Genomic DNA, 18202 nt, shown 5'->3' with positions numbered 1-18202 from the left:
GGATCAACCCGTGAGTGAGGCCGTCGTGGTCGTTCCCCAGAAGAGGAACGACAGGAGGAGGTTGACCACGACGATCGTCATCATCGAGGTCCGGATGGCCCGCCCGACCGCCACGCCCACACCTGCCGGTCCGCCGGAGGCGTTGTAGCCGTACCAGCAGTGGATGAGGACGACCAGCATGGCGAAGACGACGATCTTGATGAGGCTGTACAGAAGGTCGATCGGGGGCAGGAACAGGTTGAAGTAGTAGTCGTAGACGCCTTGGGCGAGCCCGAGGACACGAACGGTGACGAGCTCGGAGGCGGCGAAGGAAGCGAAGAGCGAGACGAGGTAGAGGGGGATGATGGCGATGAGGGCGGCGAGGATCCGGGTGGACACGAGATAGGCGATGGGCGGGATGCTCATGACCGACAGCGCGTCGATCTCTTCGCTGATCCGCTTCGCTCCGAGCTCGGCGGTGAAGCTCGAACCGACCTGGGCAGCGAGCGCGATGCCGGCGATCATCGGGGTGATCTCGCGGACGTTCCCGAGGCTGGTGACGATGCCGGTCAACGACTCGGCGCCGATCGTGCGCAAGCCTTCGTAGGCCTGGACGCCGAGTGTGCCACCGGTGGCGAGCGACATCGCCGCCACGACGAACACCATGCCCCCGCCCACGACGAACGCGCCCGCACCGGACACGACGTCGGAGACCTGCCGGGCGACCTCCCGGAGGAAGCGTCTGCGCAGGAGCAGCTCGCTGAACACCGACGCGATGGCTCTGCCCGAGAACAGGACGAAGTCGCCGACCTGGGTGATCGATCCGGAGACGGATCTCGGCCACCGACGGAGCGTGCGGGCGGTGCGGGCGAACGGGTTGGAGGGTGCCGCGACGGTGGCCATCAGATCGACGGAGGGAAGATCGCGAGGTACAGGACGGTGATCACGTAGTTGAGGACGAAGACGGCGATGAACGTCTGCACCACGGCGTCGGTCACGCCCTTCCCGACACCGACGGGACCCCGATCGCACGTCATCCCCCGGTAGCAGGCGATCGAGGCCGCCACGAATCCGAAGACGCCCGCCTTGAACAAGCCGACCAACAGATCGGGGAGGCTGACGAGCGTGGTCGCCCCGTTGAAGAAGGCGCCAGGAGACACGCCCTGCACCACCACGTTGAAGAAGAAGGCGCCCGCGGTGCCGGCAACGACGACAAGGGAGATGAGGAACACGGCAACGATGGTCGAGGCCCACAGGCGCGGGGTGACCAACCGGTGCGTCGGATTGACCGACATGACCTCCATCGCGGCCAGTTCGTCGCGGACGTTCCGGGCGCCCATGTCCGCTGCCATCGCTGAACCGCCGGCACCGGCGATGAGGAGTGCGGTGACGATGGGCGCGACCTGTTGGATCATGCCGGTGACCGCGGCGGCCCCGGTCAGCGACTGGGCCCCGAGCTGGGCGACGAGCTGTCCCAGCTGCAGCGAGATCACCGCACCGAAGGGAATGGCGACCAGCATGACCGGCAGGATCGTGACGCTGGCCAGGAAGTCGCACTGATCGAGGAACTCACGCCACCAGCGGCGGACATCCCAGGTGCGCCGGCCGCCCTCGAGTGCGAGCGCCGACATGCCGCCCAGCGCGTCGAGGAACGCACCGGGCAATCCAAGAAGACGTGGCTGCTGGGCCATCTCGACGATCCCCCTCGAACGGCAAGAAATGTCTTGTTAATCGCTTTTGCGAGGATGATGCAAGTTTGCAGGGGTGGGAAATATGTCGGATCCGTTCCTGACCCGACATCACAGGTCGAACGACCGGACCAGCAGCCCCTGGGCCACGCCGATGAGACCGCCGAGGGCGCCGCCCACCACGATCAGGATCCACTCGTCCTCCTCGAAGATCCCGCGCAGCATCCGTTCGAACCGGGCCTTGTCCAGCGATCCGAGCCGATCCTCGATCAGCTCGTCGAGCCGCAGGCTCTCGGTCAGGTGCGCCACGACGGTTGGTCGCAGCGTCGGCTCGAGGGCGAGGAGTCGGTCGAAGAGGACGTCCACCACCTTGCTCAGCTCGTCGTCGGACGGATCGACGCCTCCCGTCACCAGGGCGAGCATCGGGCGGAACTCCGCGAGGCGCATGGCGGCCAGCGATCGGAGCTCGGCGTCCGACGCCGACATTCCCGGCCCTTCCACCACGGCAGACACCAGCTTCTCGGGCGTGAAGATCTCGCTCGCGGTGATCTTGCCGTAGTCGGCTGCGATCTCCCGCTGCCGCTTGGGGAACATCCCCTGGTACGTGACCAACCCGAGGAAGCGGGTCGGCTCGAGGGGGCGGAAGATCATCTGGATGGCGAGCCAGTTGGTGCCGAGGCCGACGATCCCACCAACGATCGGCATGGTCCACCAGATCCCGAACACCCCGAACAGCGCAGCCTGCACCAGCCCGATGCCGAACCCGAACACCGCGCCGTAGATCTCGATGAAGCGCAGCTCGCGGCCGGCGATCTGCCCGGCGACCCGGGCCAGACGGTCGGCGTTCTCGCCGGTCAGCTCCGCGACGAGGAGCTCGTCGAGATCGAGGACCTCGGGCAACCTGTCGCCAAGCGCCCCGATGAGGCCGTCGACGGACCCGGTGGCCTGCGCCAGCAGCACCGTCCGCAGCTGCGCTCGAGCCTGGGGGTCCATCGTGTCCCAGATGCCCGGTGCGAGCACGTCGAGGCCCTCGCCGACCACGTCGTCGAGCAGGTGCTCGTGATCCCGGTGGAGCCGTTCGACGAGGCCGTCGATGTCGACGCGCTCGGCGATGTCGGCCGGCGTGAGCACTTGGCCGGTCGTGCTGGCGATCTCCCGAGCGAACTTCGGCCCCATGCGGTACACGATCCCGTGCCACCGCAGGGGTCCGATGCCCCGCGGCTCCGCCGGATGGAACATCATCCGCACCGCGGCCCAGTTCGTCACGTAGCCGATGAACGCCGTCACCGACGGGACGACCACGAACAGCCACACCCGGTCACTCATGGCGCTGATCCATGGCCGGCACGGTACCCATCAACTGTACATTCGTCCAGTTCATCACGTTCCGTGCGACTGCCCGGAGGAGAAGAACTGGACGAACGTACAGTACCGCCCTATGGTGCCCGGCGTGGACTTCGAAGACACACCGGAACAGTCGGTCCTGCGGGAGGAGTTCCGCACCTGGATCGATGACGCGCTGGACCGGCTCGACGGTGATGATCCGATCGCGCGGGCCAAGGCGTGGCAGGCGGCCAAGTTCGATGCCGGGTTGGCCAAGATCACCTGGGAGCCCGAGCTCGGTGGCCGCAACGGGACGCCCATGGAGCAGATCATCTTCGGGCAGGAGGAGGCTGCTCGGAAGACGCCGGCCGATCTCTTCACGATCGGGCTCAACTTCGTCGGTCCGACGCTCCGGGTCCACGGCACGCCGGAGCAGAAGGAGCAGTACCTCCGCCCGCTGCTCCGGGGGGACACGGTGTGGTGCCAGATGTTCTCGGAGCCCAACGCCGGATCGGATTCGGCGGGCTTGGCGACGCGAGCGGTGCGCGACGGCGACGAGTGGGTCCTGAACGGGCAGAAGGTGTGGACCTCGCACGCCCACTTCGCCGACTACGGCGAGGTGCTGTGCCGGACGAACCCGGACGCTCCCAAGCACCAGGGGATCACCGCGTTCATCCTCGACCTCCGGACACCTGGCGTCACCGTCCGACCCCTGAAGCAGATGACCGGAACGGCCGACTTCAACGAGATCTTCCTCGAGGACGTCCGTGTTCCGCGCCAGAACGTCATCGGCGGCGTCGACGACGGATGGCACGTCGCCGTGACGACGCTCATGAACGAGCGGACGTCGATCGGAGGCAGCGGTGGATCGAAGCGGAGCACGCTGCCCGCGCGGATGGCGGAGCTCGCCCGTCGTCGCGGGACGATGAACGACGTCACGCGTCAGCGGATCGTCGACGTGCACATCCAGGGCGAGCTCCTGCGCTTCCTCGGCATGCGCACGCTCACCGCTGCCCTCCAGGGGCGACAGCCCGGTCCCGGTGGATCCGTCGCCAAGCTGGGGCTCACCAAGCTCAAGGTCGAGTCCGCAGAGCTCGGCATGCAGCTGCTCGGGCCCGCTGGCCTCCTGGACGAGGGCGAGGACGCCCGTTGGGTGGCGAAGTTCCTGTGGTCGCCCGGCATGCGCCTCGGCGGAGGTACCGACGAGGTGAACCGCAACATCGTCGCCGAGCGGGTGCTCGGCCTCCCCGGCGAACCACGCACGGACGACACCTTGCCGTGGAACCAGGTGCCCCGTTGAGAGACAGCCGCCACCCACGACAGGAGCAGTACCCATGACGGCACCCCAAGCATCCGAAGCCCCAGCGAACGCTGCACGACTCTTCCTTCGTGGCTCGTCCTTCCTCGACCCCGAGGGCTGGCATCGCAGCGTCGACGAACTGCGCAGCCCCGAGCCGTTCCTGCCCGTGGATGACCACGTCTACGGGCCCCTGTGGATCGTCACGGACCTGCACGTCCTCCTCGACGTGTCGCGACGCCCCGCCGAGTTCGCCAACACCGAGGAGCCGGCGCTGCTCGCCACGGCAGGCCTCGCTGGTGATGACAAGGACGAGGTGTGGGGCCAGCTCAAGATGCTGGTCAACATGGATGGGCCGGATCACCAGGCGCACCGCAAGGTCGTCGTCGACTGGTTCAAGAACTCCACGTTGCGAGTCCTGAAGCCGGCCGTCGAGGACCTGGTGACCGAGTCGATGGCGCGCTTGCGCGATCTGGACGGGGAGTGCGATTTCGCGACGGAGATCGCCCTCCCGCTCCCTCTCCGGGTGATCATGTCCATGCTGGGCGTCCCCCGCGAGGACGAGCCGGTGATGCTCAAGCTCACCCAGGAGATGTTCAGCGCCGATGACGATGAGCTGGGGAGCAGTGACCCGCTCGCCGCCATCCACGAGGTCGCTGGCTACCTCATGGACATGATGAGGGACCGGAAGGACAACCCCACCGACGACCTCTGCTCGGCGATCGTCCACGGCGTGGTGGACGGCACGTCGATCGAGACCATGGCTGCGCTCGGCCTGCACGTGATCATCGCGACTGCGGGCCACGACACCACGTCGTTCGCCATGTCGGGCGGTGTTGAAGCGCTGTGCCGCTTCCCCGATGAGTTCCAGCGGCTGCGTGCGGACCCGTCGCTCGTGGACAACGCTGCTCACGAAGTCGTCCGGCTCACCTCCCCGGTGCGGCACTTCCTCCGCCACACCCAGGCCGACGCCGAGGTCGCTGGCCAAGCCTTTGCCCCGGGCGATCGAATCCTCCTGTCATATCCGGCGGCGAACCGAGATCCTGCGGTCTTCGACGACCCCCACCGCCTCGACGTCGGCCGATCCAACGCCAACCGCCAGATCGGATGGGGTCACGGCCCGCACTTCTGCCTGGGCGCGCGTCTCGCCCAGATGGAGGTGGCCGCCATCCTCAACGGACTGGCCCGCGAAGTCACCTCGATCGAGGCGACCGGTCCGGCGGCGTGGACCAAGGCGCACTTCGTCGGCGGCGCCAAGCACGTCCCGGTCCGCGGCGCGTTCGCATGAGCGATGCGAGCCGCGTGCTCACGATCGAGCACCGCGACGGCGTGGACTGGCTCACGCTCAACCGTCCGCGGAAGCACAACGCGCTCGACCCGGCCCTCATCGGCGGACTGTGCGACTACTTCGCGGCGGTCGCCGACCGTGACGACGTGCGCGTGGTCGTCGTGCGCGGCAACGGCCCGTCCTTCTGCGCTGGACTCGACCTCGCTGCGCACCTGGCGAGCGGCGGCAAGGAGACGCAACGGATCGTCGAGCTGATGCCCCTCATGCGGGCCTGTCCGCAGCCGGTGATCGCGCTGCTCCACGGTGCGGTCAAAGGTGGCGGCTTCGTCATGGGCCTGGCCAGCGACATCCGCATCGCCGGGGAGAGCGCACGCATGGACGAGACGTTCATCAACCTCGGCCTCAGCGGTTGCGACGTCGGGATCACCTACTTCCTCCCCCGCCTGGTCGGGCTCTCGCTGGCGTCGGAGCTCATGCTCACCGGACGTGCCATCGACGCCTGGCGCGCCGAGCGCCTCGGACTGGTGTCCGAGGTGGTTGCCGATGACGACCTCGAATCCGCAGCCACCGCCCTCGCCGAAGAGCTGTGCGGGAAGTCCGCCCTCGGGCTGCGGCGAACCAAGGAGATGCTCAACCGAGCCTTCACCTTCGACGACCTGACGGAGGTCATCCAGACGGAGCTGGCCATCCAGCTCGAGGTCCAGCGTGACGATCCGGCGTTCCGGGCTCGCCTCGCGTCCTACGGAGCCAAGACGTGAAGGTCGACCTCGGTGCCACCGTCCGCCCGGCTCAGGCGGCAGATCTGGCCCGGAGGACCGAGGCAGCGGGGTTCGACGCGCTGTGGGCAGCGGAGACGAACCACGACCCGTTCCTGTCCTGTGCGCTGGCCGCGGCGTCGACCGAGTCGATCGAGATCGGCACCGCGATCGCGATCGCCTTCGCCAGATCGCCGATGACCCTGGCCAACACGGCCCATGACCTGCAGGAGCTGAGCGGCGGGCGGTTCGTGCTCGGCCTCGGCAGCCAGATCCGACCCCACATCGAGAAGCGCTACTCCATGCCCTGGTCGCACCCGGCCCGACGGATGCGCGAGTTCATCCAGGCGCTGCGCGCCATCTGGGACACGTGGGAGCACGGCACCCCGCTCGAGTTCGAGGGCGAGTTCTACCGGCACACGCTCATGCCCCCGATGTTCACGCCCCGCGCCCATGGGCACGGGGCGCCCAAGGTGTTCCTCGCCGGCGTCGGCCCCCGGATGACCGAGGTCGCAGGTGAGGTGGCCGACGGGTTCATCTGCCACGGCTTCTCGTCCGAGCGCTACCTCCGGGAGCGGACGCTGCCCGCCCTCGCGCGGGGGTGCGAGCGCGCCGGCCGGAGCGTGGACGACCTCGAGATCGTGGCACCGGGCTTCGTGGTGACCGGTGTCGACGACGAGGCCATCGAGAGGGCGAAGCGGGCAACGCGACGTCAGATGGCGTTCTACGGGTCCACCCCCGCCTACCGACCCGTGCTCGAGCTCCACGGTTGGGGAGACCTCCAGGCCGAGCTGCACGCCATGTCCAAGGACGGCGCGTGGGAGCGCATGGGCGCGCTCATCACCGACGAGATCCTCGAGACGTTCGCCGTGGTCGGTCGCCCCGAAGACATCGGTCCCGAGCTCCACCGACGCTACGGCGACATCGCCAACCGAGTGACCAGCTACGAGCGACCGAACGCCGGACCGGCAGTGAACGCCTGGACCGCCATCGCCCACACCCTGCGCCAACCCGACCCCACAGCGACGGAGAGAGCCCACCGATGACCGAAGACAACGAGATGCAGACCACCCGCCCCGGCGCCTCGCACCGCATGGTGAAGTGGTCACCCCCGTACCGCAAGGAGAACGTCGAGCTCCCCGAGTTCGACCTCATCGACATCGAGCGCGACGGACCGATCGGGCGCATCGTGCTCAACAGTCCGGAGAAGCGGAACCCGCTCGGCTACGAGCGCCTGCTCCAGATCGAGATGGCGGCCAAGCTCCTCGAGCTCGACGAGGAGATCCGAGTGATCATCATCAAGGGCGAGGGACCTTCGTTCTGCGCCGGCTACGACATGGCGCCGGCCAAGAAGGGCGAGCGGCAGCGGAACATGCCCGGGGGCGGCTACATCCACCCCGAGCGGGACCGGCTGTGGCAGTCCTACGACCTCGAGCACGCCCGCGTGTACTTCACGCTGTTCGACCTCCAGAAGCCGGTCATCGCCCAGATCCACGGCCACTGCCTCGCCGGCGGAACCGAGCTGGCCGGGTTCTGCGACCTGCGCGTCGTCGCCGACGACGCCAAGATCGGCTGGCCCGTCGGACGCAACTGGTCGCCGGGCAACCTCCAGTACATGCCGTGGCTCGTGGGCATGACCAAGGCCAAGTACTACATGTTCACCTGCGAGCCGATGAGCGGCAAGGAGGCGGCCGAGTGCCAGTGGGCCTCCGAATCGGTGCCTGCCGATGAGCTCGAAGCACGGACCGAGGAGCTGGCGGCCCAGATCGCGCTCACGCCCACCGATCTCATCATGCTCACCAAGCGGAGCATCAACCGCCAGTTCGAGATCATGGGCTTCCGCACCGGCATCGCGGCGAGTGTCGACCTGCTCGCCGTCGCCAGCTTCCGTGAGCAGGGCCTCTACGCCAAGCGCGACGAGAAGACGGGCGAATCCGGAGACGAGTTCATGAAGCGTGCCGAGCGCGACGGCCTCAAGGCGGCGATGGCGTGGCGGGAAGAGACGTTCGGCAACCGCTACCACGAAAGCGATGACTGAGATGGCAGGCGATCAGCATCGAGGACGAGTAGCCCGCGTCACGAGTTAATGTACAAGTGTCCAGTTCATCCGTTAAGGTCTTCCAGACCAGACCTCGTCCGGCCACTGACCGAAACGATCGGAGCACCCGATGACCACCCCGCCGATGCCCATGTTCGATGCCGACAACCACTACTACGAGGCTCGGGACGCGTTCACCCGGCACCTGCCTCGAGAGTTCAAGAACCGAGGGCCCGTCTGGGTGACGCTCGAGAACGGCCACCAGCGCCAGATGATCCGTGGCAAGGTCGACTGGCAGGTCCCCAACCCGACCTACGACCCGATCTCCAAGCCCGGCGTGCTGCGCGAGTACTACAAGGGCAACCCGAACAACAAGAGCTTCGCCGAGCTCATCCGCTCCAACCTCGAGCCGCTCCCTGCGGCCTACCAGGACAGCGCGGCGCGTCTCGCGCTGATGGACGAACAGGGGGTCGACGCGGCGTGGCTCTTCCCCACGACCGCCGTCCACTACGAGGAGGTGCTCAAGCACGACATCGAGGCCAACGTCGCAGTGCACCGGGCGTTCAACCGCTGGCTGGAGGAGGACTGGGGCTTCGCCAACCAGAACCGGATCTTCGCCGCTCCGTACATGACGCTGGCCGATCCCGACGAGGCATGCGCCGAGCTCGACTACGTCACCGATCAGGGCGCGCGGGTCGTCGTCATGCGACCGGCACCGATCACCACCAAGGACGGACAGCGCTCGCCGGGCGATGAGGTGTTCGACGGGTTCTGGCAACGGGTGAGCGACGCCGGCATCGTCGTCGTGGCCCACGTCGGCAACTCGGGCTACGGCGCCAACGGCTACCCGGCGTCGGGCGGAGCCGAGGCGGCCCTGGGCGGTGGGCGCAAGCCCACCAACGCGGTGTGGAAGATGGAACGGGCGATCTGCGACTGGCTGTCCGCTCTCGTCTTCGACCGGGTCTTCGAACGGTTCCCCGGCGTGCGGGTCGCCTCGGTCGAGAACGGTGCCGTCTACCTCCACGACGTCTTCCGCCAGCTGGCGGCCGTCCGGGAGAAGTACCAGAACTGGTTCCAGGACGACCCGGTCGAGACCTTCAAGCAGCACGTGTGGATCAACCCGTTCTGGGAGGACGACATCGACGACGTCGTCGAGTTCATGGGTACCGACCGCGTGCTGTTCGGCTCGGACTTCCCCCACATGGAGGGCCTCGAGTTCCCGGCCCAGATCTTCGACGAGATCGGCCATCTGGCGGAGGCCGATCAGCGCAGGATCGTCCACGACAACGCCGCAGAGCTCACCGGCGTGCGCACCCTCGCCTCGGCCTGAGCGATACCTCTCGATGCCCGAGACCCACCATGAGGGAGCCGAGGACGTGCTCCGCCGGCACGGCGACCGGCTGGCCGCCGTGCTGTCCGGTTCCGGCGAGACGCGGACCTATGCCGAGCTCGACGAACGCTCGACCCGGTTGGCTCGCCACTTCGATCGGGCCGGGCTCGCGCCGGGCGACCACGTCGCCGTGCTCCTGCGGAACCAGCTCGAGTACGTCGACGTCATCTGGGCTTCCCTCCGGGCCGGCTTGTACCTCACGCCGATCAACTGGCACCTCGGACCTGACGAGGCCGGCTACATCGTCGAGGACTGCGGGGCCACGGCCCTGGTGACCGCTGCGGACATGGCCGAGGTCGTCGACGGGTGGTCGCAGCACCTCCGGCGACTCGACATCCGGCTCTCGGTCGGCGCCGGCATCGACGGCTTCGCCGATTTCGAGGAGGCCCTGTCGGCCAGCGACCCGACGCCCCGCGAGGGGGAACGGGAAGGTCAGCTGATGCTCTACTCGTCGGGCACGACGGGCCGACCCAAGGGCATCCTCCCACCGCTCCCGAGGTCGCCGTTCGGCCAGGCGAAGGGTGGCATCACGCCGGTGGCCAGGGGCCTCTACGGCATGGACGCCTCCTCCGTGTACCTGAGTCCAGCACCGATGTACCACGCCGCCCCGCTGGGGTGGACGATCGCCGCCCATCGTCTCGGCGCGACCGTGGTGATCATGGAGCGCTTCGATGGCGCCGAGGCGCTCGATGCCATCGAACGGCACCGGGTCACCCACGCGCAGTTCGTGCCGACCCACTTCGTACGCATGCTGCGGCTGCCCGAGGAGGTGCGGTCACGGGCGGACCTGTCGTCGCTCCAGAAGGTCATCCACGCCGCCGCCCCCTGCCCGGTCCCCGTCAAGCAGCAGATGATCGACTGGGTCGGGCCGATCGTGGACGAGTACTACGGCGGCTCCGAGGGCTTCGGCTTCTGCAACATCACCGCCCACGAGTGGCTCGAGCATCCGGGCTCGGTGGGCCGTTCCATGCTCGGCGCCGTCCACATCGTCGGCGAGGACGGCACCGACGTCGGTCCGGGCGAGACCGGGCAGGTCTGGTTCGAGGCCGCCGGGCGGTTCGAGTACCACAACGACCCGGCCAAGACCCGCAGGGCAACCGATCCACGGGGATGGGCCACCTACGGCGACATCGGCCACGTCGACGACGACGGCTACCTGCATCTGACGGACCGGGCCTCGAACATGATCATCTCGGGCGGGGTCAACATCTACCCCCAGGAAGCCGAGAACGTCCTGACCGTCCACCCGGACGTCCACGACGTCGCGGTCCTCGGGGTGCCCGATCCCGAGATGGGCGAGCGCGTGAAGGCCTTCGTCGTCGCGGTGAACGCCCCGGATGATCCCGATCGCCTCGCGGCCGAGCTCATCGAGCACTGCCGCGACGAGCTCGCCCACTACAAGTGTCCCCGCGAGCTGGTCTTCGTCGACGAGCTCCCACGCCTCGAGAGCGGCAAGCTCCTCAAGCGCCGCCTGCTCGAGGAGATCGAGGTGGCGACGTGACGAGCTCCGCGATCGACGAACCTGAGGGCCGCCGGGGACGCCGGCCTGGACGGTCAATCCTCCATGTGGGTCATGCCGGCGACGATCATGTCGATCAGCTGCTCGACCTGCGGGTTCAGCGGCTCACCTGTGCGTGGCGGCGCGAACCCGAGGCGCGACGCGAGGCCCTCGAAGGTGAACGGGCTGAACGCAGCGCCGAACACGAAGACGCCGAGCACGCGGAGGTCGACCGTCGAGGGGATCTCGCGGGTCACGTCCGCGTACTCGAAGATCGCTTGCGAGATCGGTTCGATGACGTCGTCGTAGATCTGGTCGAACCGGGGGCCACCCCGCAGCGCCTCTGCCAGGAAGAGGCGGAACGCGTCCGGGTGCGACGCGGCCTCCACCATGAGCAGCTCCAACCCGGCGCGAAGCGTCGGACGCAGCGGCCGGGCCTCGCCGACGTCGAACATCTCCACGATGCGCGCCGCCGCCGGCTCCAGACCGTGGCGGACCGCGGCTCGCCACAGGTCCTCCTTCGAACCGAAGTAGTGGCGCACCAGGTTGTGGCCCACGCCGACCGCACCGGTGATCTCGCGGATCGACGCCCCTTCGAAGCCACGCTCGGCGAAGGCACGGAGCGCCGCGTCGAGCAGCGCCGCCTTCGTCTTGTCGGCATCGGCCCCTGGCGGTCGACCGAGCCGCCTCTCAGGCAATTTATTGGACATTCGTACAGTTTAACCCAGCGGTTCCGCCCCCGGCGCCCGCTCCACAGGAGTCTTCCATGAGCACCACCGATGAGACCACAACCCGCACCGATCCCGGTCCGCTGTTCACCGACGGCGCCACCTTCCTCGACGTCGAGCGCTGGCACCGTGCCGTCGACGAGCTGCGCGGTCAGGGGCCGTTCGTCCGCTTCGACGACGACGTCCACGGGACGATCTGGGCCACGGTCGACCTCGAGGTGCTCCTCGAGGTGTCCCGCCGCCCGGGGGAGTTCGCCAACACGACGGTGCCGCTGCTCCCCCCGAAGCTGGGAGCCGACGGTCCGGACATCAACGAGGTCGGTGCCCAGCTCAAGATGCTGATCAACCAGGACGGGCCGGACCACCTCGCGCACCGCAAGCTGGTCGTCGAGTGGTTCAAGAACTCCACCCTTCGCGTCCTGAAGCCCGCCGTGGACGAGCTGGTCGCCGAGTCGATGACGCGGTTGCGCGAGATCGGAGGCGAGTGCGACTTCTCGTCCGAGGTGGCGCTCCCGCTGCCCCTGCGGGTGATCATGTCGATGATGGGCGTGCCCCGGGAGGACGAGCCGGTCCTGCTGAAGCTGACCCAGGAGATGTTCAGCTCGGAGGACGACGAGCTCGGGCAGGGTGACCCGTTCGCGGCGATGATGGAGGTCGCCGGCTACTTCACCGAACTGATGCAGGATCGGCAGGCCAACCCCACCGACGACCTGTCCTCGGCCATCGCCAACGGCGTGGTCGACGGCACGCCGCTCGAGACCATGTCGGCGATCGGCTTGTACGTGATCATCGCCACCGCCGGTCACGACACGACGTCGTTCGCAATGGCTGGCGGCGTCGACGCGCTGGCGCGGTTCCCGGACCAGTTCGATCGCCTGCGCTCGAAGCCAGACCTGGTCCAGAACGCGGCGTACGAAGTCGTTCGGCTCACCTCGCCGGTCCGCCACTTCCTTCGACATGCCCAGACCGATGCCGAGGTGGCAGGTCACGTCTTCGCTCCCGGCGACCGAGTTCTCCTGTCGTATCCGGGCGCCAACCGCGACCCGGGCCTGTTCGACGACCCGCACTCGCTCGACGTCAACCGATCGAACGCCAGCCGCCAGGTCGGCTGGGGCCACGGAGCGCACTTCTGCCTCGGGTCCAGGCTGGCCCACATGGAGGTCTCCGCCGTCCTCGACGGTCTTCGCCGCGAGTTCACCTCGATCGAGCTGACCGGGCCGACCGAGTGGACGAAGTCGCACTTCGTCGGCGGCGCCAAGCACGTTCCCGTCCGCTTGGGTATCTGATGAGCGTCCGCATGGACCAGGACGAGGCGTGGGCGTTCCTCGAGCGCGGCCACACTGCGATCCTGACGACATTGCGGCGCGATGGCTGGCCGGTCTCGCTCCCACTCTGGTACGTCGTCGAGGACCGTGCGATCTACGTCGCCACGCCAGAGCGCAGCAAGAAGGTGTCGCGCATCCGCAACGACGACCGAGCCTGCCTCGTGGTGGAGCAGGGCCAGCAGTGGGCTGAGCTCGCCGCAGTCGAGTTGCCCGTCAGGGCGACGATCCTGGAACCCGGCGCCGAGGCCGATCGCGCCGGAGCGCTGTTCGCTGACAAGTACGCAGCCTTTCGACCCGCGCCATCCCGGATGCCCAAGGCCACCACGAAGCACTACCAAGGTCAGGTCGTGATCCGGCTCGATCCTGTCGGTCGACTCCTGAGCTGGGACAACGCCAAGCTCCGTCTGCACGGCTGAACCTTCTGGGCCGCGGTACGCGCATCAGAGGCGTGCGCCGCTGCCCAGTTGCCATCCGCTCGGCCTCGCCCTGCACGAGATCCGCTGAAGGAGCTGCGGTCCGGTTCCCTGCGTCATCACCGAGCGAGCCCAGCGCCGAGCCGATCGAAGGCGTCCTGCACGAGCGTCGGCAGCTCCACCGCCTGCGGGGCGGTGAGCCAGTGCTGGAGCGAGGCGCGCATGACCGCCACGGCGGTGGCCGCGAGCAGGCGGGGTGTCGGGTCGCTGGCGGCGGCGCCCATCCGGGTGGCGAGGTGCGCAGCGAGGGTGTGCTCCCAGCCCGCCTGGAGCTGGAGGCTCCGGGCCTGGACTGACGGGGTGGTCGCCATGATGCCGAAGCGCCGGGCGAGGCGGTCGACCTCCGTCGCGTAGTCGGACGCGACCGCAGCGAAGGCTGCTCGCAGCGCGCGCCACGTCGGCTCGTCCGCCGGTCGCTGGTCGAGCTCCTCGAGGATGCGGCCGAGGCGGTCGGCGTAGTCGGCGATGACCACGTCGTCCTTGGTCTCGAAGTAGGAGAAGAACGTCCTCGGTGCGATCTCGGCGGCGGCGGCGATCTGCTCGATCGTGGTCGCGTCGAACCCCTGCTGCTCGAACAGCTCGACGGCGACGTCCTCGATCTGGCGGCGGCGGTCGCGCTTCTTGCGCTCCCGCAGGCCGATGGTCTCCGACATGTCCGCATCGTAGCCAGTAAAAGATGCGGTGGTTGCAAGATTGCAGTGGCTGCAATTATGGTGGGAACCGGAGGTCGATCATGTCGAACGGGTTGTTCCGGTTGGGTCGTTGGGTCGCCGTGCATCGGCGCCTCGTGCTCGTGGTGTGGTTGGCCGTGGTCGTCGGCCTGGGGGTGGCGGACCGGGTCGGCGGCGGTGGGACGGTCGACGACTTCGAGGTCCCCGGCGTCGAGTCGCAGGAGGCGATCGACCTGCTGGAGGACCGGTTCCCCGAGCGTTCGGGCGCGACGGCGATGGTCGTGTTCCACGTGCCCGATGGCGGGATCACCGCAGGCGGGGCCACGGACGCGATCGCCGCGACGGTCGAGGAGGTCCGAGCGCTCGATGGCGTCGTCGGCGTGACCGACCCGCTGGGGAGCCCACGATCGGTCTCGCCCGACGGCACCACGGCGTTCGCCGCCGTGCAGTTCGACGCGCCGACCGCCGAGCTCGGACGGTCGACGCTGGACGCGCTGCTCGACACCGCCGAACCGGCCGAGGCCGCCGGCGTGCACGTCGAGTTCGGCGGTGAGCTCCCGACCGTGCTGAAGGAGCGCCACACCGGGCCGGCCGAGATGATCGGGATCATCGCCGCGCTGGTCATCCTGTTCGTGACGTTCCGGGCGGTGCTCGCCACGCTGATGCCGCTCGGCGTCGCCATCGCCGGGCTCGCGGTGGGCCTCTCGATCGTGGGGCTGCTGGGCGCGTGGATCGCCATCCCCTCGGTGGCGCCACGGCTCGGGACCATGATCGGCCTCGGGGTCGGCATCGACTACGCGCTCTTCGTCCTGAGCCGACATCGCGATCAGCTCGCCGAGGGCATGGACGTCACCGAGTCGATCGGTCGGACGAACGCCACGGCAGGACAGGCGGTGGTGGTCGCCGGCGGCACCGTCGTGGTCGCCATCCTCGGCCTCCAGCTCGCCGGCATCCCCTTCGTCGCCGCGCTGGGCTACTCGGCCTCGATCGTCGTCGCGGTGGCCGTGCTGGTCGCGATCACCCTCCTGCCGGCGCTGCTCGGGTTCGCCGGCCACCGGGTGCTCCCGCGAGCCACCCGCAGCGCCCCGCCCGTCGAGGGCGCGGGGCACAGCGGCTGGGTGCGCTGGGCGCACTGGGTGGCCCATCACCCCTGGCGCAGTGCCATCGCCGCAACCGTGGTGCTCCTGACGCTGGCGGTCCCGGTCCTCGACATGCGACTCGGCCAGGCCGACGCCGGCACCGACCCCACGTCCACCACCCACCGTCGCGCCTACGACCTGTTGGCCGCCGGGTTCGGTGACGGGTTCAACGGGCCCCTGCTGATCGCCGTCGACCTCGGGGACGAGCCCGACCCGGCCGCGCTCGATCCGATCGTTGCCGCGGTGGCGGCCGACCCCGGGGTCCGGGCGGTCTCGCCGCCGGAGCTCAACGCTGCCGGCGACACCGGGCTCGTCACGGCGATCCCCACCAGCAAGCCACAGGACGGGGCCACCAGTGACCTGGTCCACCGCCTGCGTGACACGGTGCTGCCCGCTGCGACGGCCGACACCGGTGCGGACGCGCTGGTGGGCGGACCGACGGCCGGGTTCATCGATCAGTCCGACAAGATCGCCGACCGGCTCCCGTGGTTCATCGCGGCCGTGGTGTCGCTGTCGTTCCTGCTGCTGATGACCGTGTTCCGCTCGATCCTGGTCCCGCTCAAGGCTGCGCTGCTGAACCTGCTGGCCATCGGTGCCGCCTACGGCGTCGTGGTTGCCGTGTTCCAGTGGGGCTGGGGCCGATCGCTCATCGGCCTCGACGAGGCGGTGCCGATCGCCTCGTTCGTCCCGATGATGATGTTCGCCATCCTGTTCGGCCTGTCCATGGACTACGAGGTGTTCATCCTCTCCCGCATCCGTGAGGAGTACCACCGGGGCCACAGCAACATCGACAGCGTCGTCGAGGGGCTCGGTGCCACCGCCAAGGTCATCACGGCCGCCGCGCTCATCATGATCAGCGTCTTCCTCGGCTTCGTCGCCAGCGACGATCCCGTCGTCAAGATGATGGGCGTCGGGCTCGCCACCGCCGTCGCCGTCGACGCCACCATCGTGCGCATGGTGCTCGTCCCGTCCACCATGGCTCTCGTCGGCGACGCCAACTGGTGGCTGCCACGCTGGCTCGACCGCATCCTGCCCAGCCTCGACCTCGAAGCCGACCCGGAACCAGACCCGGACCCGGCCGTCGACGCGCCGACCGTGCCTGTCCACCCCGAAGGAGCCACCCGATGAGCCGACCGCAGCTGCCCGACGGGCTCGAGCACGTCCGCACCACGGACACCTTCGACACCGCCACGGTGCCGGCCGGTCTCCTGCGTGCCCACCGGGTCGCGGACAGCGTCTGGGGGAACCTCGTCGTCCACACCGGCTCCGTCACCTTCGTCTTCGACGACGACCCCGCCCACCCCATCACCGCCGGTGCCGGCGAAACCGTCGCGATCCCACCGGCACGCCAGCACCACCTCGAGCTCGACGAGCCCGCCACCTTCGCCATCGAGTTCCACCGCATCCCCAGCGGGTCGGTCCCCGAGGCCGGAAGCGAGAGCACCGGGTTGGCTGCTGCGCCGCCCGACGCCGTCAGGGACGGCGGTCCTCCACCCAGCCCGCGATGAGGTCGGCGACGTCGGCGCGACCGCCGTCCTCGAAGTAGTGCTCCCCGGGCACGAGCTCCAATGACCGGTCCTCTGCGGCGAGCGCCTCGTGGATCGCGTGAGCGTCGGAGGGGAACACGCCCCGGTCGGCGGTGGACTGCACCACCAGCGACGGCACCCGGATCTGGGCCAGGTGCGGTGCGCCGACGCACTGGGACTCGCGCAGGCTCCACATCGACAGCCAGGACCGGAGCGTGTTCGTCCGGCCGATGCCGTACGGCCCGAGGTTGGCTCGCTTCGGGTCGCCGGCGTAGCAGCCGGCGCGGCGGTCGGACGGGTCCAGCGCCAGGTCGGTGAAGCGGAGGTCGGCCCACACCCGGTGCACGTCGAAGAGGCGGTCCCATGCGCCGGCGGCCCGCAGCCGCTCGAGCTCGGCCATGGCCCAGTCGGTGATGCGGTGGTTGCGCGCCTCCTGCGCCGATCGGTACCGGGCGACGAAGTCGGCCGTGTAGGGCGGGCCGTTGCGGTCGTCGTACATGTCGAGGTCCGAGTCGACGGACAGGGGGTCGGCCTCGTCGGTGACGGAGGGGTCGAGCCATGCGGTGAGCACGTCGGGCCGTCCGGGGTGGGCGTTGAGCGAGACGTAGAGGTCGGCTGCAGGCAGGTCGAGGACCGCGTCGGGGAGCGGCAGATCCCGCGCCGGCTCGATGATCGGGTCGCTCGCCTGCGACTGGTACGCCGCCATGAGCGATCCACCGCCCGAGTTGCCGAGGACGACGACGGTCTCGACGCCGGCGACGTCGCGCAGCCACCGGACGCCGGCCCCGATGTCGATCAGCGCGTGCTCGAGGAGGAAGTGGGCCTCGTTGCCCCGGTAGCGGGTGTTCCAGCCGAGGAACCCGAACCCCCGCTCGGCCAGGTGCGCCGCCAGGTAGTGCTCCGAGAAGTCCACGTTGTAGTGCGTGGCGATGAATGCGCACCGTGGGTTCGTGCCGACCGGGCGGTGGTACAGCCCCTGGCAGGGGTGGCTGCCGTGCCCGGCCCGCCCGGCGGTGGGCGACGGTGCCGCCACCCATTCTCGGGTCACCTGCGACATCGACGAGCTCTCCCGGGTCAGCGACGG

The 18202-nt window shown here is 68.9% G+C and carries 17 protein-coding genes; 11 read left to right on the top strand and 6 right to left on the bottom strand.

The window, feature by feature from the left end; translation table 11 throughout:
• Positions 1 to 3 precede the first annotated feature (3 nt).
• From RGQ06_RS06375 to RGQ06_RS06365, 3 genes are all read right to left on the bottom strand, one after another.
• Positions 4 to 882 (bottom strand): MlaE family ABC transporter permease, encoded by an 879-nt coding sequence (locus RGQ06_RS06375; protein WP_432427403.1) that lies wholly within the window; start codon positions 880 to 882, stop codon positions 4 to 6.
• Positions 882 to 1670 carry an MlaE family ABC transporter permease gene (locus RGQ06_RS06370; protein WP_432427404.1) on the bottom strand — a complete coding sequence of 263 codons (789 nt, stop codon included), beginning with the start codon at positions 1668 to 1670 and terminating at the stop codon, positions 882 to 884. The genes RGQ06_RS06375 and RGQ06_RS06370 overlap by 1 nt, the downstream gene beginning before the upstream one ends.
• A gap of 108 nt (positions 1671 to 1778) precedes the next feature.
• Entirely contained in the window at positions 1779 to 2993 is a 1215-nt protein-coding gene (locus RGQ06_RS06365) for a DUF445 domain-containing protein (RefSeq protein ID WP_432427405.1), read from the bottom strand.
• Between RGQ06_RS06365 and RGQ06_RS06360 the strand changes: the two genes are divergently transcribed.
• From RGQ06_RS06360 to RGQ06_RS06330, 7 genes are all read left to right on the top strand, one after another.
• Positions 2992 to 4290, top strand: a complete 1299-nt coding sequence (locus RGQ06_RS06360) for an acyl-CoA dehydrogenase family protein (protein WP_432430707.1) — start codon at positions 2992 to 2994, stop codon at positions 4288 to 4290. The two genes, RGQ06_RS06365 and RGQ06_RS06360, sit on opposite strands and share 2 nt — an antisense overlap.
• 34 nt (positions 4291 to 4324) lie before the next feature.
• A complete protein-coding gene (locus tag RGQ06_RS06355) occupies positions 4325 to 5575 on the top strand; it encodes a cytochrome P450 (RefSeq protein ID WP_432427407.1) in 1251 nt (416 codons plus the stop codon).
• Positions 5572 to 6333 carry an enoyl-CoA hydratase/isomerase family protein gene (locus tag RGQ06_RS06350; protein ID WP_432427408.1) on the top strand — a complete coding sequence of 254 codons (762 nt, stop codon included), beginning with the start codon at positions 5572 to 5574 and terminating at the stop codon, positions 6331 to 6333. Before RGQ06_RS06355 ends, RGQ06_RS06350 begins: the two co-directional genes overlap by 4 nt.
• Positions 6330 to 7376, top strand: coding sequence for an LLM class F420-dependent oxidoreductase (locus RGQ06_RS06345; protein ID WP_432427409.1), 1047 nt, complete (start codon positions 6330 to 6332; stop codon positions 7374 to 7376). The genes RGQ06_RS06350 and RGQ06_RS06345 overlap by 4 nt, the downstream gene beginning before the upstream one ends.
• On the top strand, positions 7373 to 8368 hold the full coding sequence (locus tag RGQ06_RS06340) for an enoyl-CoA hydratase-related protein (RefSeq protein WP_432427410.1): 996 nt from the start codon (positions 7373 to 7375) through the stop codon (positions 8366 to 8368). Before RGQ06_RS06345 ends, RGQ06_RS06340 begins: the two co-directional genes overlap by 4 nt.
• A 130-nt stretch (positions 8369 to 8498) precedes the next feature.
• A complete protein-coding gene (locus RGQ06_RS06335; RefSeq protein ID WP_432427411.1) occupies positions 8499 to 9698 on the top strand; it encodes an amidohydrolase family protein in 1200 nt (399 codons plus the stop codon).
• Positions 9699 to 9711: 13 nt separating this feature from the next.
• Positions 9712 to 11259, top strand: coding sequence for an acyl-CoA synthetase (locus RGQ06_RS06330; RefSeq protein WP_432427412.1), 1548 nt, complete (start codon positions 9712 to 9714; stop codon positions 11257 to 11259).
• A 53-nt stretch (positions 11260 to 11312) separates the two neighbouring features.
• Here RGQ06_RS06330 and RGQ06_RS06325 read toward each other — a convergent pair whose 3' ends face one another.
• Complete coding sequence (locus tag RGQ06_RS06325; RefSeq protein WP_432427413.1) at positions 11313 to 11954, bottom strand: TetR/AcrR family transcriptional regulator; 642 nt, start codon at positions 11952 to 11954, stop codon at positions 11313 to 11315.
• Between the two features lie 68 nt (positions 11955 to 12022).
• Between RGQ06_RS06325 and RGQ06_RS06320 the strand changes: the two genes are divergently transcribed.
• Both RGQ06_RS06320 and RGQ06_RS06315 read left to right on the top strand, forming a co-directional pair.
• Positions 12023 to 13270 (top strand): cytochrome P450, encoded by a 1248-nt coding sequence (locus RGQ06_RS06320; RefSeq protein WP_432427414.1) that lies wholly within the window; start codon positions 12023 to 12025, stop codon positions 13268 to 13270.
• 11 nt (positions 13271 to 13281) lie between these two features.
• Positions 13282 to 13725: a pyridoxamine 5'-phosphate oxidase family protein gene (locus tag RGQ06_RS06315; RefSeq protein ID WP_432427415.1), complete on the top strand. Its 444-nt coding sequence runs from the start codon at positions 13282 to 13284 to the stop codon at positions 13723 to 13725.
• Between the two features lie 116 nt (positions 13726 to 13841).
• Here RGQ06_RS06315 and RGQ06_RS06310 read toward each other — a convergent pair whose 3' ends face one another.
• Positions 13842 to 14435 (bottom strand): TetR family transcriptional regulator, encoded by a 594-nt coding sequence (locus RGQ06_RS06310; RefSeq protein ID WP_432427416.1) that lies wholly within the window; start codon positions 14433 to 14435, stop codon positions 13842 to 13844.
• Between the two features lie 80 nt (positions 14436 to 14515).
• Here RGQ06_RS06310 and RGQ06_RS06305 point away from each other — a divergent pair, with 80 nt between their 5' ends.
• Positions 14516 to 16720 carry an MMPL family transporter gene (locus RGQ06_RS06305; protein ID WP_432427417.1) on the top strand — a complete coding sequence of 735 codons (2205 nt, stop codon included), beginning with the start codon at positions 14516 to 14518 and terminating at the stop codon, positions 16718 to 16720.
• The gene (locus tag RGQ06_RS06300; RefSeq protein ID WP_432427418.1) at positions 16717 to 17100 is read left to right on the top strand and encodes a DUF1971 domain-containing protein; all 384 of its coding nucleotides are present in this window, start codon (positions 16717 to 16719) and stop codon (positions 17098 to 17100) included. The genes RGQ06_RS06305 and RGQ06_RS06300 overlap by 4 nt, the downstream gene beginning before the upstream one ends.
• On the opposite strand, the gene RGQ06_RS06295 is transcribed toward RGQ06_RS06300, so the two are convergent.
• Complete coding sequence (locus tag RGQ06_RS06295) at positions 17066 to 18175, bottom strand: alpha/beta hydrolase (RefSeq protein WP_432427419.1); 1110 nt, start codon at positions 18173 to 18175, stop codon at positions 17066 to 17068. The two genes, RGQ06_RS06300 and RGQ06_RS06295, sit on opposite strands and share 35 nt — an antisense overlap.
• Positions 18176 to 18202 lie beyond the last annotated feature (27 nt).

Origin of the sequence: Salinilacustrithrix flava (assembly GCF_041228405.1) — a bacterium.
GTDB lineage: Bacteria > Actinomycetota > Acidimicrobiia > Acidimicrobiales > Salinilacustritrichaceae > Salinilacustrithrix > Salinilacustrithrix flava.
Note: the sequence above shows the minus strand (reverse complement) of the source record. Positions and strands in the feature narration are given on the sequence as shown.

What these genes read in the sequence shown, in the direction of transcription:
- RGQ06_RS06375 (WP_432427403.1), bottom strand. Translation starts at nt 882, where the DNA reads ATGGCCACCGTCGCGGCACCCTCCAACCCGTTCGCCCGCACCGCCCGC.
- RGQ06_RS06370 (WP_432427404.1), bottom strand. Translation starts at nt 1,670, where the DNA reads ATGGCCCAGCAGCCACGTCTTCTTGGATTGCCCGGTGCGTTCCTCGAC.
- RGQ06_RS06360 (WP_432430707.1), top strand. Translation starts at nt 2,992, where the DNA reads ATGGCGCTGATCCATGGCCGGCACGGTACCCATCAACTGTACATTCGT.
- RGQ06_RS06365 (WP_432427405.1), bottom strand. Translation starts at nt 2,993, where the DNA reads ATGAGTGACCGGGTGTGGCTGTTCGTGGTCGTCCCGTCGGTGACGGCG.
- RGQ06_RS06355 (WP_432427407.1), top strand. Translation starts at nt 4,325, where the DNA reads ATGACGGCACCCCAAGCATCCGAAGCCCCAGCGAACGCTGCACGACTC.
- RGQ06_RS06350 (WP_432427408.1), top strand. Translation starts at nt 5,572, where the DNA reads ATGAGCGATGCGAGCCGCGTGCTCACGATCGAGCACCGCGACGGCGTG.
- RGQ06_RS06340 (WP_432427410.1), top strand. Translation starts at nt 7,373, where the DNA reads ATGACCGAAGACAACGAGATGCAGACCACCCGCCCCGGCGCCTCGCAC.
- RGQ06_RS06335 (WP_432427411.1), top strand. Translation starts at nt 8,499, where the DNA reads ATGACCACCCCGCCGATGCCCATGTTCGATGCCGACAACCACTACTAC.
- RGQ06_RS06330 (WP_432427412.1), top strand. Translation starts at nt 9,712, where the DNA reads ATGCCCGAGACCCACCATGAGGGAGCCGAGGACGTGCTCCGCCGGCAC.
- RGQ06_RS06320 (WP_432427414.1), top strand. Translation starts at nt 12,023, where the DNA reads ATGAGCACCACCGATGAGACCACAACCCGCACCGATCCCGGTCCGCTG.
- RGQ06_RS06315 (WP_432427415.1), top strand. Translation starts at nt 13,282, where the DNA reads ATGGACCAGGACGAGGCGTGGGCGTTCCTCGAGCGCGGCCACACTGCG.
- RGQ06_RS06310 (WP_432427416.1), bottom strand. Translation starts at nt 14,435, where the DNA reads ATGTCGGAGACCATCGGCCTGCGGGAGCGCAAGAAGCGCGACCGCCGC.
- RGQ06_RS06305 (WP_432427417.1), top strand. Translation starts at nt 14,516, where the DNA reads ATGTCGAACGGGTTGTTCCGGTTGGGTCGTTGGGTCGCCGTGCATCGG.
- RGQ06_RS06300 (WP_432427418.1), top strand. Translation starts at nt 16,717, where the DNA reads ATGAGCCGACCGCAGCTGCCCGACGGGCTCGAGCACGTCCGCACCACG.
- RGQ06_RS06295 (WP_432427419.1), bottom strand. Translation starts at nt 18,175, where the DNA reads ATGTCGCAGGTGACCCGAGAATGGGTGGCGGCACCGTCGCCCACCGCC.